Origin of the sequence: Acidimangrovimonas sediminis (assembly GCF_002871005.1) — a bacterium.
GTDB lineage: Bacteria > Pseudomonadota > Alphaproteobacteria > Rhodobacterales > Rhodobacteraceae > Acidimangrovimonas > Acidimangrovimonas sediminis.
Genome location: NZ_PHSN01000010.1, coordinates 211,684 through 224,540, shown reverse-complemented (window position 1 = coordinate 224,540; position 12,857 = coordinate 211,684). Strand labels below are relative to the sequence as shown.

General features: G+C 60.6%; 13 protein-coding genes and 1 tRNA gene. 9 read left to right on the top strand and 5 right to left on the bottom strand.

Annotated elements, in window-relative coordinates:
* The first annotated feature begins 25 nt into the window (after nucleotides 1–25).
* The 9 genes from CVV76_RS11030 (at nucleotide 26) to CVV76_RS10990 (ending at nucleotide 8,545) form a co-directional block, all read left to right on the top strand.
* Nucleotides 26–277, top strand: coding sequence for a helix-turn-helix transcriptional regulator (locus CVV76_RS11030; protein ID WP_102224685.1), 252 nt, complete (start codon nucleotides 26–28; stop codon nucleotides 275–277).
* Nucleotides 278–409: 132 nt separating this feature from the next.
* The gene (locus CVV76_RS11025) at nucleotides 410–2,743 is read left to right on the top strand and encodes a bifunctional DNA primase/polymerase (RefSeq protein ID WP_102224684.1); all 2,334 of its coding nucleotides are present in this window, start codon (nucleotides 410–412) and stop codon (nucleotides 2,741–2,743) included.
* Nucleotides 2,744–3,515: 772 nt separating this feature from the next.
* Nucleotides 3,516–4,862: a DUF4055 domain-containing protein gene (locus CVV76_RS11020; protein WP_102224683.1), complete on the top strand. Its 1,347-nt coding sequence runs from the start codon at nucleotides 3,516–3,518 to the stop codon at nucleotides 4,860–4,862.
* Nucleotides 4,863–4,865: 3 nt separating this feature from the next.
* Nucleotides 4,866–5,564 carry a hypothetical protein gene (locus CVV76_RS11015; RefSeq protein WP_102224682.1) on the top strand — a complete coding sequence of 233 codons (699 nt, stop codon included), beginning with the start codon at nucleotides 4,866–4,868 and terminating at the stop codon, nucleotides 5,562–5,564.
* Nucleotides 5,565–5,726: 162 nt separating this feature from the next.
* Nucleotides 5,727–6,110 carry a hypothetical protein gene (locus CVV76_RS11010; RefSeq protein WP_102224681.1) on the top strand — a complete coding sequence of 128 codons (384 nt, stop codon included), beginning with the start codon at nucleotides 5,727–5,729 and terminating at the stop codon, nucleotides 6,108–6,110.
* Nucleotides 6,103–6,447, top strand: coding sequence for a hypothetical protein (locus CVV76_RS11005; protein WP_102224680.1), 345 nt, complete (start codon nucleotides 6,103–6,105; stop codon nucleotides 6,445–6,447). The genes CVV76_RS11010 and CVV76_RS11005 overlap by 8 nt, the downstream gene beginning before the upstream one ends.
* Entirely contained in the window at nucleotides 6,444–7,058 is a 615-nt protein-coding gene (locus CVV76_RS11000) for a hypothetical protein (RefSeq protein WP_035845455.1), read from the top strand. The genes CVV76_RS11005 and CVV76_RS11000 overlap by 4 nt, the downstream gene beginning before the upstream one ends.
* Nucleotides 7,048–7,839 carry a terminase large subunit domain-containing protein gene (locus CVV76_RS10995; RefSeq protein ID WP_102224679.1) on the top strand — a complete coding sequence of 264 codons (792 nt, stop codon included), beginning with the start codon at nucleotides 7,048–7,050 and terminating at the stop codon, nucleotides 7,837–7,839. The genes CVV76_RS11000 and CVV76_RS10995 overlap by 11 nt, the downstream gene beginning before the upstream one ends.
* The gene (locus CVV76_RS10990) at nucleotides 7,826–8,545 is read left to right on the top strand and encodes a hypothetical protein (protein WP_233192811.1); all 720 of its coding nucleotides are present in this window, start codon (nucleotides 7,826–7,828) and stop codon (nucleotides 8,543–8,545) included. Before CVV76_RS10995 ends, CVV76_RS10990 begins: the two co-directional genes overlap by 14 nt.
* Before the next feature lie 33 nt (nucleotides 8,546–8,578).
* Here CVV76_RS10990 and CVV76_RS10985 read toward each other — a convergent pair whose 3' ends face one another.
* From CVV76_RS10985 to CVV76_RS10965, 5 genes are all read right to left on the bottom strand, one after another.
* Nucleotides 8,579–9,721 (bottom strand): TIR domain-containing protein, encoded by a 1,143-nt coding sequence (locus CVV76_RS10985; RefSeq protein ID WP_158243136.1) that lies wholly within the window; start codon nucleotides 9,719–9,721, stop codon nucleotides 8,579–8,581.
* A gap of 44 nt (nucleotides 9,722–9,765) precedes the next feature.
* Nucleotides 9,766–10,104: a hypothetical protein gene (locus tag CVV76_RS10980; RefSeq protein WP_102224677.1), complete on the bottom strand. Its 339-nt coding sequence runs from the start codon at nucleotides 10,102–10,104 to the stop codon at nucleotides 9,766–9,768.
* On the bottom strand, nucleotides 10,101–11,246 hold the full coding sequence (locus CVV76_RS10975) for a coiled-coil domain-containing protein (RefSeq protein WP_102224676.1): 1,146 nt from the start codon (nucleotides 11,244–11,246) through the stop codon (nucleotides 10,101–10,103). The genes CVV76_RS10980 and CVV76_RS10975 overlap by 4 nt, the downstream gene beginning before the upstream one ends.
* Nucleotides 11,243–12,586 carry a hypothetical protein gene (locus CVV76_RS10970; RefSeq protein ID WP_102224675.1) on the bottom strand — a complete coding sequence of 448 codons (1,344 nt, stop codon included), beginning with the start codon at nucleotides 12,584–12,586 and terminating at the stop codon, nucleotides 11,243–11,245. The genes CVV76_RS10975 and CVV76_RS10970 overlap by 4 nt, the downstream gene beginning before the upstream one ends.
* A 175-nt stretch (nucleotides 12,587–12,761) precedes the next feature.
* Nucleotides 12,762–12,836: transfer RNA gene (locus tag CVV76_RS10965), tRNA-Asn, on the bottom strand.
* Between the last annotated feature and the right edge of the window lie 21 nt (nucleotides 12,837–12,857).

Genomic DNA, 12,857 nt, shown 5'->3' with positions numbered 1-12,857 from the left:
TCGAGCAGGATAGGAGGGTGTCACCGTGGAACTTGCTCAGGAAATACATGCGCTGCGCGAAGAGGTGAAAGCCTTGGCCGAGCGCCTTGAAAATGCAACCGCCCCGAAACTGATGAACACGGCGCAATGCGCGGCGTTCCTCGGGAAATCGCCCGACCGCCTCTATGAATGGCGGCGCGAGCGTCAGGGTCCGCCCTACCTCCACATGTCGTCGCGCTCGATCCTGTATGATCGGGATGACGTGATCGCGTGGGCGAAGTCCCACGAGGTGAGGTAACCGGAGCAAGGGTCGAGTCCTCGCTCCGGTCAGTCGTCAGGCAATATTTGGGATAGCCGAAATATATTCGGTTTGCGCCTGCGTGCCCACCAAAGTTCGAGGTCTTGGCCGTGCTCCGTCAGGAGACGGACAATGAAAGAAGAGTTGATAGAAGCGGGATACAGGCTGATCCCGCTCGTGGATGGCCAAAAGCGCCCCCGCGACAATAGTTGGGGCGAGAACAAGTACAGCCTCGACGATCTCGGGAAACAGGTCGGCCTCGTGATCGAACCCGGGATGGTCGATCTCGATCTCGACTGGCCCGAGACGCGCGCGCTCGCAGGAAGATCGTCGCCGACACTCGCGTGGGGCAGGCATGGCAAAGTCACCCACAGTGTTTTCCGTTGCAATCTCGACGCCCCAGTCGCGTTCAGGCTCCCCAGTGTCAGCGGCGCGCCGAAACTGGAAGGCGCGCACGCATACACAGTTCTTGAGATACGCACATCTTCGAGCGGCGAGGCCTATCAGGCGATGATCCCTGAGAGTCGTCATCCTGACGGCGATCAGTTGGAATGGCTGAACCCCGTGCTGCCCAAGGAGATTGACCCGGATGTGCTGGTTGCGGAAGCAGGCCTCCTCGCGGCTGTTGCCGTCCTGACGCGGTTCTATCCCGGTGAGGGAACGCGCGACGACTTCGCCCTCGCGCTCACGGGCTGCATGGTGCGCGCAGGATGGCAAGAAGAGCAAATCTCGACCTTCATGGTCCGTCTCTGCCAAGCCGTCGGCGATGACGAGATCAAGATGCGCGCGAGCAAGGCGCGCCGAACGCTGAAACGCCTTGAGGCTGGCCGGAAGGTTGCAGGCATCCCGAAAGCTGCCGCGCTCATGGGCATCCCCGTCGAGTGGATGCAGGAGATCGCGGTATGGCTCGGTTGGCGGCGCCGCAATCCGAAGGGCGAAGGCGGTGCTGTGTTCCTGTCTGCGCAGGTCGCCGAGGTATCGAAGCAGGCGTGGGACGCCTTGGCCGACTATCAGATCCACGGTGATCCAGGTGTCTACGCCTATGGAGAAGCGCTTGCGCGCGTCGATGCGGGCCGAATGCAGCTTCTCGACGGATCGGGCCTGAAGCATGAACTTAATCGCTGCACGACCTGGCTCGCGAAAGATGACAGCAAGTGGAAGCCCGTCTCCGCGCCATCGAACGTGGTGGAGGACATGCTGTCCGCGCGTCGCTGCGACGTCACGGTCCCGGAACTCAAGCAGGTATCTATCGTGCCGACGTTCACCCGTGATGGCCGTCTGCTGAACGAAAACGGGTTCGACGAGGACTCGGGCATCTTCCTCGACCTGAAGGTGTCTGTCGATGTCCCGCGACAGCCGACACGGGCCGATGTTCGGGCCGCGCTACGCCAGTTGTGGCGGCCAATATCGCAATTCCCGTTCGAGGAGAGGTCCGACAAGGTTCACGCCCTCGCCATGATCCTCGAACCCTACATGCGCGACATGTTCGGGCCGACGCCGCTCTACTTCATCAATAAGCCTGCCGCAGGCACGGGTGCTTCGCTGTTCATCGAAACGTCCCTGTATCCGACGCTCGGAACTTGGCCCGATGCGCAGACGCCGCCGCGCTCGGACGAGGAGATGAAGAAGACCCTTACCGCGTGCTTCGTCGAGGGTGTCAGGTGCGTCTACTTCGACAACGCGAACATGCTCAACTCCGCATCCTTCGCCTCCGCGCTGACGGCGGAAATCTATTCGGCCCGCATCCTCGGGGTGTCCAAGATGCTGCGCGTGCCCGTGAAGGTTCAGTGGGTCGGCTCGGGCAACAACACTGAACTGTCGGGTGAGCTTTATCGGCGGACAGTCGATATTCGCATGGACGCGAAGATGTCGAATCCCGAGGACCGCGACGTATCGCAGTTCCGTATTAAGAACCTAAAGGCGTGGACCATTCAAAATCACGCAGAGCAGGTGCGCGCGGCCTGCACGATTATCCAGTATTGGATCAATCAGGGGATGCCCGAGGGCGCGGGGTCAAAGGCCTCCTACGAGGAATGGTCTGCGAAAATGTCGGGGTTGTTCGACTGCATCGGTGTTCGGGGGTTCCTCGAAACGCCTACGAGCCGCCGTCCCGAGGATCCCGAGGAGGAGATCGCCAAAGACCTGTTCATCATGATGGACAAGGCCCACAAGGGGCGGGTCGATCCTTCGGGGGATCGGGATGGCTACGGCAATCCTGTCGCCCGTACCGATTGGTCGAAGCCTGTGCGGGCAGGTGATGTCGTCGATCTCGTCAACGCGACCAACGTCGACTTCGACTTCGGGTTCGGGGATGCGCGTAAGAAGATCGCCGAGTTCCTGAAGAGGTATAAGGGGCGGGTCTTCGTGTTCGAGGCTGACTCGGGTCGCCGCATCGCGCTCACCCTGACGATGTGCACCAACAGCAGGGGCACTTACTGGTTCGTCGAACGCCGTGACGCGGCCTGATGGTGTCGATGGTGCGGGCATGGTGCAGGGTAGAACTGCTTAGATTTCAAGGCGGTGACACCGTTTGCACCATGTGCACCATTGGATCTGTGCTCTTTTGCTGATGTTGCAGGAAATGGTCCATCCTGTTCGTCTCGCGCGTGCATTAGAATGATGGTGTCAATGGTGCACATGGTGTCAAACGCTTGATCTGTAAGCGCAAAAGGCCTGCACCATGGGTGCACCATGCGCACCATGTTCGCGCTTGCCGCAATGCGCCTGCCACATGTTCATGCCATTCGTGCACAGAACTCCCGATCTCGCCCGGCTCACTCCGCCTGCTTGCACAGCTTCACCTTCTGCCCGCGATGACCAATTGATGATGATTGGATTGCTATCGAGGCGTAACCGCTTGCGCTGAAAGCGGATTGGCGGGTGCGCTGTTGCAGAGCTCGCGATCTCTACAACATAGCATTCGCACGGGAAGAAATACGTCATGGACGGTGACATAGATAGCGGGTGATTACCTGCCAGTGGTCGGGTATTCCGCACCCCTCGAAGGGGACCCCTGTTCTGCTGCTGGACCCCCGGTCCCACCTTCGGAAATTTCTCAAACCATCCAAACCTTTCCCCGCCCAGCAACACCTTCTTCTCCGGCCCGATTACCTTCGTCTCCGGTTTGTTCTCCCTTGGTTCCATCGCATTGTGACGCTGCACGCGGGGAGTTCCGGGCGGTGGGCGCGTGCATGATCCTGACTGGTCCACCGCCCGACCCCAGACAGGAGCCACCGCCATGATCCCCTTCGACCGCCTGCACGAGCAATACGGTCTGATCCGCAACTGCCTCGAAGGCGAAGATGCCGTGAAGGCCGCGGGCCAACTCTATACCCCGAAGCCCGAAGGCATGACCCCGGGCAATTACGTCCACTACCTCGACCGGGGGTGCTTCTACGGCGCCCCCGCGATGACCCTCCGCGCGCTGACGGGTCTCGCGCTGCGCAAAGACCCCGTGATCAAGCTGCCCGCCCGCCTCGAACCGATGCGCCTGAACGCGACCGACGAGAACGCCCCGATGTCCGTGCTGATCGAGGACATGGTGCGCGAGGTGATGGCGATGGGTCGCTACGGCGTGCTGCTCGACTTCCCGGCGACCGGCGCGACGGCGAACACGGTGCCCCATATCGCGACGTTCAAGGCCGAAGCGATCGAGGACTTCGACACGGCCTATGTGGACGGGCGCAAGGTGCTGACGCGCGTCTGGCTCGCCTCGGACGAGACGTGGGAGGAGGCCGCCGTCTATTACGAACTGATCCTCGACGACTCGATCTACAAGTTCCGCCGCTTCATCCGCGACCAGCATCAGCGCCGCGAAGATGTCGGCGACGAGGTGATCCCGACCGTGAACGGGCGGGCGCTGAACTACATCCCGTTCCTGCTCGTGTCGCAGGAGGGGCTGAGGCCCGAGAACGTCACGCCGCCCTTCCTCGCGCTCTGTCAGGTCGCGCTCTCGCACTTCAAGAATTCCTGCGACCGCGAACATGCAATCTTCCTCACGGCCAGCCCGACCCCGTGGATCTCGGGCAGTATCCCGGAGGATCGCGTGCCCTCGACCATCGGTTCGGGCACGGTGTGGACGCTGCCCGAGGGCTGTCAGGTCGGAATGCTCGAGTTCACGGGCGCGGGTGTCGCGGCCCAGAAGGAGCTGATGCAGGAGAAGGTGGACACGATGGCGACGCTCGGCGCGCGCATGTTGTCCGTCACCATGAACCGCAACGAGACCATCGACACGGCGACCCAGCGCACGCGGTCGGAACTCGCGCTGCTGCATGGCGTCGTCGTCTCGGTCGAGGCTGCGCTGAACCGGCTGCTGCACCTCGCGGCCGAGTGGGTCGGCGCGCCTGCGGACGAGGCCTCCGTGAACCTGTCGCGCGACTTCATCGAGATCGCCATGGACCCGAAGATGGTCGAGGCGCAATTGAAGCTGTGGCAGAGCGGCATGATCTCCCGCGCGACCCTCTACGAGAACCTGCAGAAGGGCGAGATCGCGCGGTCGGATCGGTCGTGGGCCGACGAGAAGGACATGGTGGAGGAGGAAGGGGGCGACCTGACCCTGCCTGTCTCCCTCGTCAAATCGAACTGACCCATGTTCGGTGGCGACCCGACTTCGCCCGAGCGTGCCCTGATTGCCGCCGTCATCGCACAGGCCGTCCGCGATCTCTTCGTCACGGTGATCGTGGGTGCGCCGAGCGAGGAGGCCGCACGCCGTGAGGCGCTGTCCTTCCTGACCGACGAGACGGGTTCATGGGCGCAGTCGCGTGAGGCGCTGTGCCTTGAGGTCGGCATCGACCCGGGCATGGTGCGCCGCACGGTGATCTCCTGGCTCGACGGCGAGGCCACGCCCATGCTGCCCCATGGCCGCGTCATGAAGGTGCCCGAGGGCGTCGATACGGCACGGGCGCTGTGGGCGCGTCTGAAGGCCGAGAGCGACACGCGGGCACGGACATACCGGAATGCCGTCGATGCCCGTCATGCGCGACGGCTGCGGGCGGCGTCCGACGCGATCAAGGCGCGCCGCCGTGATGCTGAGACAGCGGCTGCCGTCGAGGCCAACCGCCACCATGTTGACGCCGTGCTGAACCGTCAGGTCCGCGGCCCGAAAACCGCGCTCGCGGCCTGCGTCGAGAAGGTCATCGCGGAACTTGCGACCGGCCCGAAGACGGCCCGCGAGTTGTTCTTCGCGCTCGACGGCGACCACGCCCCCGATGCGATCAGCCGGGCGCTCGACATCCTAGACGCCGAGCGGGACGGCAAGCTGTTCCGCCTGCCTGCGACGGCTGCGTGAGCGTCACCTTCTTTAGGTCAACGACACCTTCTTTCCCCGGTTGAGCGGATCCCGCGCTGGCACCGATTGTCGTTATGCGGACTGGGGGTGCGTGCTTCTCCTTTGGAAACGAGAGGCGGGTCCCGTGCAGGCCCGCCTCATTTTTTACCCAAGGAGACGCATATGTCTGAGGACGACAACAACGACCGCCTGATGGCGCAGTTCATCGAGAAGGCGACCCCGAAGCTGCTCGAAGCCATGCAGGCCTCGCTCGCAGAGAAGATCGAAGAGCAGATCGGCGGCCTGAAACAGGCCAGCCAGAAGATGCTCGACGAGATCAAGGACCAGAAGCGCGCAGCCGCCGAACAGGTCGCGAAGGACAAGGGCGAGGCCGACCAGTTCCGCGCGCTGCTGAGCCAGCGGTCCAATCCTGCGGACATCAACGCGGCGCTGACGCCCGATCCGATCCGGCTGACCCGCGTGCAGGCGCGCGACCCACAGCTCTACCGCCGCGCGAAGGCGCAGGCCGAGAAAACCGGCACCACGGTGGAGATCGTCAATGACTGACGCCGAAGAGAAGCGCCATGCTCGTCTCATCGCGGCCTACGCCGTTCTCGGCGTCAAGGGGATCGCGCGCGACCGCATCACCGTGGACAAATGGGCGGTGCCCTACCTCGACCGCAAGGAGGTCGCCGGGGAAGACCGCCTGAGGATCACCTTGCTGTCGCTGTGCCTGCTCGAATGCATCGCCAGTTCGCCCAGCGGCAAGATGGAAATCCTTCTGGAGGCGCCACATCACCGAAGCTACCGGGCTGGGATGCGGTGGTTGGAAAAACACTTCGGTGGGCGCCGCCTCACACCGTACTTCGCGGAGTTTCTCGCCCCGATGGTTGCGGTCCCATGAACTTCGAGCGCATCAAAGCCGCGATCCCCGCACCTCCGCCCGGTCCCGGGCGGAAGTCGGTGATCCGGCTGCGTCCCGACGTGGCTGAGGTGGTGGTGGATTGCGTCCTCCGCCGCCGTCAGTTCGCGGACATCGCGAAGCGCTGCGCCGTGGACATCGAGACCCTTGCGACGTTCCGCAAGAACTACATCACGCCCGAGGTCGAGAAGGTCGTGCGGGCGGAGGCCACGCTGACGGAACGGCGGGCCGTGGACAGCGTGATCAACGAGGCGCAGGACGACGTGTCGAAGGGCATCCTCGGGATCATCAACGAGCAGAAGGCGCTCTACCGCGCGCTCAAGGCCAAGGTCGAGGAGGAGGGGCGCGACCTCGAAGACCTGTTGCCCGGCCTCGCGCAATTGCTCCGCGACCAGACCAAGACCCACGAGGCGATGCTGAAAACGTACTCGCTTCTCAAGGACAAGACGACCGTCATGGTGTCGCTCAACGAGCACCCGGATGCCGCCCCTCTGCTCGACGCGCTGTTCCTGCTCTTCACCGAGAACCCGGCGGCTGGCCTGCGCTTCCGCGAGATCATGCAGGCGAAACGGATCACCTTGGATGTCGCGTGACGTTGCCCTCTTCCTGCGGACGCTCGACGAACGCCTCGACCCGACGAAGCTGCTCGCCCGTGTCGTCGAGGGGGAGCCTGACGCATGGCAGCGCCAGCTTCTGACCTCGACCTCGGACACCATCATGGTGCTCGCCTCGCGGCGGATCGGCAAATCGACGACGGTCGGCGTGATGGCCGCGCAGGAACTCGCGCAGCCGCGCCACGAGGTGATTATCATCTGTCCCTCGCTCGCGCAGTCCCAGCTTCTCTTCGCCAAGATCGCCTTCACTTGGGACCTGATTGGCCTGCCCATCGCGGACAAGCGCCGCACGCTCCTCGAACTCCACCTCGAAAACGGCTCGGTCGCGCGCTGTGTGCCCGCAGGCCAGGAGGGGACGAGTGCCCGGGGCCACGGCATCAAGCGCGGCGCGCTGATCTACGACGAGGCCGCGTTCATCCCGGACAAGGTGTTCGGTTCGACCCTCGCGATTGCCGAAGACGACGCGAAGACGATCCTGATCACCACGCCCGGCGGCAAATCGGGCCGTGCCTATGACATGTGGTCGAACCTCGACGACTTCCCCGAGGTCGAGCGCATCCGGGCCTGCTCCCTCGATCTGCCGCGCATGGCGAAGACGGTCGAGCGGGCGCGCCGCAACATGTCGCCGCTGGAATTCAAGGTTGAACATGGCCTCTCTTGGATGGGCCGCGGCACCCCTTTCTTCGACCCCGAGACCATCTCGAACGCCTATACGGACACCCCAGCCCTTGCCTTGGGAGACATCTATGCTGGACTCTAACATCGTCACGCGCGGCGAGGCGCTGATCCTGCCGAACCCGGACCCCGCCATCATCATCAAACCGGGCTACCGCCGCTTCCTCGTCGGCCTCGACATCGCGCAGAGCATTGACCAGAACGCCTTCGCGATCATCCTCGACGAGCGCGTGCCGTTCTACGACGAGAACGGGCGTCAGGAACTGTCGCCGCGCCGCCGCGAGATCGTTCGGGCGGAGAGGGTGCCGCAGATGTCCTATACCCAGCTTGCCATCGTCACGCGCAATCTGATGCTGGACGCCGCGATCACGGGCCGGGCGCACCTCGTCGTCGATGCCGGTGGCCCCGGTCGCGCCTTCTGCGACCTGCTGAACATGAAGAATGTGCAGCATACGCGGATGCAGATCGTCGGAGGCGAGAACGAGGGGGAGACGCGAGAGCGCGGCACGACGTTCAACAACGTGGGCAAGAACCGCCTACTGTCCACCATCAACTCGGCGATGCACGTCGGCGACCTGAAGATCGGCAACTTCCCGATGCGCGACGACCTACGGGTGGAGCTTGAATCCTTCGACACCTCGATCACCGAGGCCGGGCGGATGCGGATCGAGGGCGGCACGGCCTTCGGGCACGCGGACATCGCAATGGCCGCTGCCATGGCCTACTGGCTGTCCGATCACCGAACGGTCGGCGCCCATATCGGGGAGACGCGTCTGCGGGGGTTTTGGTGAAGGGGGGAGGGCAAGCGGAGCCCAGCACAGTTCTCAGCTACCAACTTCTTGTTCAAGATTTTGGTACGGATCAGCCAACAGCGGCGTAACCACTCGCCACGGGACGAAAACCTCGTGTGATCCAAACGCGTAAGGCAAGACGTCATAGGGGCTGAAATTTATCGTTATTCCCCGCTGGTCAAAGTTATACTGAGAAACAAGTTGCCATGTGTACCGGCGTTCTTTGAAAGCATTCGACATGTACTCCGTAGCGTTTTCCGCTTCTAGCATCGCCGCAAGAACTTTTTCGCAGTAGTCAAGAAGCTTGTAGGCGCACTCCTCTCTGTGTCCCAAAATGTCCTTTATTGTGCAGAAGCCATATTTTTGCCCAAGAAAATTGAGCGTAGTTATTCCATGGTTAGGGTGCGCCCCGCCCATGTGCCAGAAATATGAAGATCTGATAGATAGTAAATCTCGTTGGTGAAAAAATTCTTGCATGTTTGTTTCCCAGACGTATGGCGTTCCATACTCTCGGATCCTATTTTTATCATCTTCATCCAATTGGCTAAAAATTCCGGAATATCTTATGAATCCTGATAGGGTTTCTGAGGCAATTTTTGTGTTTACAAGCTGCCAGTACAATCCTTCTTCGCCGTACTGCAAATACGTGGAGTTCAACTCGTAGAAGTCATTGATAAAAGAGTTTTTTACCTGAGAAGGCTCTCGCCCTAATGCCTTCTCAGTCCTCTCTGTCATAATAGAAGATTGTGATTGCGATCTATGTTCTGCTGGATTGAGTTGTTCGGCTCGCTTCGAGAGAGCCTTGCTCAATTGTTCACGCCAGTTGAGGCGAAAATGATCAACATACTGAAATCGAATAAGTTCCGCTGGCATTCTCAGATCGTCAAGGCGAACAAATAGCGCATAACTCGCGCCAATTGGTTGGTCCTCGACTTGCTTCAGAGTCTGCCGGATTTCACGATTTACTACTCCGGCACGAGAAAAAACCTCTTCGGAGATGAGGTGAATTATAAAATCGGCTGTCCGCTGTGCTTCTGAACGCTCGCGATCCCAGTCATCGCCGCCAGTCAGTGACTCCTTATCAAACCAAACATCTTCGATGAATTCTTTAAGAAACGTGTAAATTTCGCGTGCCGCATCAAGATGCTCTGATGCGTAGCCCAAGAATACCTTCATTGTTACTCCGCGGTGATTTCCGGACAGAGTAGCGTGGCAACCGCTCATGGTCGAGATGGGTTTTTGTCCTTATCAAGTTTGACACCAGCATACTGAACCATCAGCCCATACTCTCCCATCGCTCGTGCGACAGTCAACAGCCGTTGCTGGTCGACGCGCACGCGCGTCTGTTCGCCAAGCAGCAGGTACTGGCGATTAGGATCCGAAAGCGGGAAGCGCTGCTTCAACTTGCCGAAGGTGGTCTCGCGCTTGTGGTACGGTTCGGTGTCGTAGAGGTATTGACGCAGACTCTTGAATGACCGCTGCCAGCGTCCGGGCGTTTCGGGATCATCGCCACCAAACAGTCGCCAGAGGTCATTCTCGTCATTCAGTTCGATCTTCATCCTGCCCCCGGATTTATTGGACTAAGTGTTCCGAGGCGATCTTGGCGCGCACGAATGGCGCGGTCGAATGTTGGAGTGAACAGGCGAGAAACAGCCTTTTGAATTTTCTTTAGAGCCGCGTCGTCGGGAGTCTTCCGCGTCACTCGTTCGCGGCGGATCGTGATGTATATGAAGTCGTCCTTGAGCCGCTTGTCCGTGACTTCCCACCCTTCCGGGATAGCATCTACATGTCGGTCGAATTCTCGCTCGACTTCGTCACGCCGGTTCTGGGAACTCAGTTGCTCGCAGCGCGGGGTAAGGATTGCGCGTTCGGTATCGTCTAGGTCGTCGCCGCTCTGATACTTTGCGACAGCAGTATGCTGGTCCCTGAGTTTCTGGTCTAAGGCCTCGCTTTCGGCGGTAAGGTTTTCGATCTGCCTCTGGATTGCGTCGATCCGGGAGATCAAGCGTTCTACCTGCTTGGCTTTCGCCTCTTGCGCGACTTTCGTTTCCTTGATTGCTTCTGCGAACACGTCGTCCAACCGGGGGTCAAAATTTCCGTCGCCGATCAGATCAGAAATGCTCGACTTGCCCTTGCGAAAGAAGACGCCGCTCGGGAACACGACGACACGACCGAGTCGTCCGCTTTCCCCTAGCGGGAGGTCGAACGCAGTCGGTTCCTTTCGCGAGCGGTCTACAAGCAGGTTGACCGATTTCGGATCGGGAGAGACCGTTGGTTGCCTTTCAGTCCAGTATGCATCAATGCGCTTTCTGAACTCTGCCGGCCAGTCGAACGCAACAGGCTCCGTCTGGAATGTTACCCACCTTCCATCTGACCAAGTGAAGGTGACTTCAGTGTCCGAAATGCGCAGCTTGTTGGGCTCGTCCTCGATTGAAGTGAGCACCGCAATGTCGCGTCCCGACAAGCGCGCCGAGCCTAGATCAGACCCAACCTCCAACTCGACAAGATGGTGGTTGTTCGTCGCGTAGAGCTTGTCTCCCGCGATGTGGACGAAGGTGCCAGCTGGGAAGCTCTTTTCATGCGTGCCGACGAACCTCTTTGCCCAACGCAGCGCGCGGAGGAAACCTTCCGGCACATCGACCGTCGCGGTCGGCGCCTCCATAGGCTGGGCATCGAGGCCGGGGTTCACTTCAAACTTCATAGGCCCGGATACCCCCGGCTCATGGCGAGGAAGCGCTGCCTCGCATCAGGGGTTGGATAGGCCCGCACTTCGACCTTCTTGCCGTAGTACGGCTCCGGGTCGAGTTCGTTCCCATTTCCGTCTTTGACCGTGATGCTCGGACCAGTCGGAGCCTTCCATGAAAAAGATGCCGCGTGCTTCTGGAACGTCGCCAAATTCACAAGGCTGCGTGCTCGCATCTCGACTTGTGCCAAGGGGAAGGCGATGATCTTTCCGACCTCAGAGCGAACCGACCGTTGTTTTTCGGTGCTGATCAACGAGATGTGGTCCACCTGTTCGATCAGCCGCTCCTCGGTCCCACGGTCCCAGTCGTTGCGTTCAATCCCAATGTGGAAGGCGCGGTAGCGCGAGCGGGTTTTCTCCTCAACCCGAGTGTATTGATCGACCATCACGTCGCCCGCGTATCGGGTGACAGGGTGCTCCGCGATAATTGTCTCGTCGTCGATCAGATCGACTTTCCCGAAGCCTGCGTGTTTTTGCCATGCCTCCGAGTCTCCGGAAAAGAGCGTCGCGTGGCGGATCATGTCGTTGCCGGTTGTCGCAAGCCCGTGGGTGCGCACATCGCAGTCCAGATCGGACAGCGCGCAACGGGCGATGGTGGCCCACTGCCAGCGCCGATCTTCGGGAATCTTGTTTGTGGGCGAAAGACACAGGTAGCCTTGCGCTTGGTCGATTACCTCAAGCAACCGCTCCGTTCCTTCGCCTTGGTGGAAGACAGGCAAGACCTTGTCTCCGAACTCGCAGCGAAGCCGCTTAAGATTTGCGTCTGAGCAAGCAGTCGCGTGCGCGATCTCGTCAGGCGTCGCGTCTCTTCCTGGCTCGCCCGGAATCACGTCGAGGTTGACCAACCAGACCTCATCAAACAGGCTGTCGCCCTCGCTCAGGAAACGCTCGTAGGCCGGAATCAGATCTTCAAGGGAGACCGGGACTCGCTTGTCCGCTGGCTTGTTCCACGCTGTGAATGCGCCGGAATCGAGGATGATCTTTTGCGGCGGATCGCCGGGAAGGCGATTGCTCGCCTCCTGCATTGCAGCGGCATACCCGGGCCATTCGACTTTCAGGCCGCGTTCCTCGAACATTTGGCGCGCTGAGCGGTCCCGCTGGTCTAAGAGTCGTTCAGCATCGCGGTTAGAAGCGAGCCAATCGTCGAATTTCCTGATGCCTGTCTTCACGTCCTTGAGCCAGCGAAAGACATTCGGCTGGTAGTCGCGGTACATCGAAAGCAGCCGCTGCGAGCACAGCTGGTTCTCAATCGCCTGAAAGGCGTCGTTCTTCGGTGTACCAGACGCGTAGTGAAGCATTGCCGCCCCTTTCTAGGGAACGGCGTAACGCGCGCTTGGGGCACAACTTTGGCGTGATCTGGGCAATATCGAGCGAGTCAGCCGACCGTTTAAACGGGGTGCGCCAAATGTTGCAGAGATGTTGCAGAAACGAAGAAGGCGCCCCGAAGGGCGCCCGCTAACTTCTTGTTTTATTTGGCTCCGGCGGTAGGGATCGAACCTACGACCAATTGATTAACAGTCAACTGCTCTACCGCTGAGCTACGCCGGAACACGGGGGCTATGTAGCAAG

Coding starts and splice junctions, on each gene's coding strand:
- CVV76_RS11025 (WP_102224684.1), top strand. CDS start 410: ATGAAAGAAGAGTTGATAGAAGCGGGATACAGGCTGATCCCGCTCGTG.
- CVV76_RS11020 (WP_102224683.1), top strand. CDS start 3,516: ATGATCCCCTTCGACCGCCTGCACGAGCAATACGGTCTGATCCGCAAC.
- CVV76_RS11015 (WP_102224682.1), top strand. CDS start 4,866: ATGTTCGGTGGCGACCCGACTTCGCCCGAGCGTGCCCTGATTGCCGCC.
- CVV76_RS11010 (WP_102224681.1), top strand. CDS start 5,727: ATGTCTGAGGACGACAACAACGACCGCCTGATGGCGCAGTTCATCGAG.
- CVV76_RS11005 (WP_102224680.1), top strand. CDS start 6,103: ATGACTGACGCCGAAGAGAAGCGCCATGCTCGTCTCATCGCGGCCTAC.
- CVV76_RS11000 (WP_035845455.1), top strand. CDS start 6,444: ATGAACTTCGAGCGCATCAAAGCCGCGATCCCCGCACCTCCGCCCGGT.
- CVV76_RS10995 (WP_102224679.1), top strand. CDS start 7,048: ATGTCGCGTGACGTTGCCCTCTTCCTGCGGACGCTCGACGAACGCCTC.
- CVV76_RS10990 (WP_233192811.1), top strand. CDS start 7,826: ATGCTGGACTCTAACATCGTCACGCGCGGCGAGGCGCTGATCCTGCCG.
- CVV76_RS10985 (WP_158243136.1), bottom strand. CDS start 9,721: ATGAAGGTATTCTTGGGCTACGCATCAGAGCATCTTGATGCGGCACGC.
- CVV76_RS10980 (WP_102224677.1), bottom strand. CDS start 10,104: ATGAAGATCGAACTGAATGACGAGAATGACCTCTGGCGACTGTTTGGT.
- CVV76_RS10975 (WP_102224676.1), bottom strand. CDS start 11,246: ATGAAGTTTGAAGTGAACCCCGGCCTCGATGCCCAGCCTATGGAGGCG.
- CVV76_RS10970 (WP_102224675.1), bottom strand. CDS start 12,586: ATGCTTCACTACGCGTCTGGTACACCGAAGAACGACGCCTTTCAGGCG.